General features: G+C 64.4%; 1 protein-coding gene. It reads right to left on the reverse strand.

Annotation, left to right across the window (positions count from 1 at the left end):
• Positions 1–25: 25 nt before the first annotated feature.
• On the reverse strand, positions 26–601 hold a 576-nt coding region (locus U9977_RS24180), incomplete at its 5' end, for an ATP-binding protein (RefSeq protein WP_322751584.1).

A 601-nucleotide genomic window follows, 5' to 3' on the forward strand; every position in this document is an offset into this window, starting at 1 on the left:
GAATGCGCCAGAATGGGCCGGGACCTCAGCCGCCGGGTCGGGAGAACCCCCGCGTCGCCAGGCTCCGGCCTCTACTGGTGGATGTCCAGCGTGCGCCGCGACCTCGCCCATGCAGCATGATCAAATCGGCATCTCGCAGACGTTGTAGCAGGTCTCGGACGTCCCGTTCAGACAAGCCAGCGCCTGGTTGCAGAGCTGCCACGATGTCGCGCAGGGCGACCGGCTCACGTCGCGTGAAGATCATGACCAGTACGTCGAAGGCGGAGCGAGGCAGACCCAGATCGAAGATCCACTGTGGAGTTGCTCCCGGTCGCCAGAACTCAACCCGGACGCTGGTTCCCGTGTCCTCGATGCGCGGCGTGAGTTGCCCCGCTCCTTCAACAAGGCGAATCATGCGCTGGACACCGCTGCCCAGGCTGTCGACGACGCCGCGGCGGTACAGCGTGCCGGCGATCAGCGGGTTCCACGGTTGAGACTCGTGTGGCACATAGAGGTCCGCGACGGACAGTCCGAAATGCAGGGGACCGATGCTGGTCACCTCGATCCGGTCGTCGTAGATGAACACGCTGATTGATCCGGCGGCATTGCTGCAATCACGGTG

Source organism: Protofrankia sp. Cas8, from assembly GCF_963555845.1.
GTDB lineage: Bacteria > Actinomycetota > Actinomycetes > Frankiales > Frankiaceae > Protofrankia.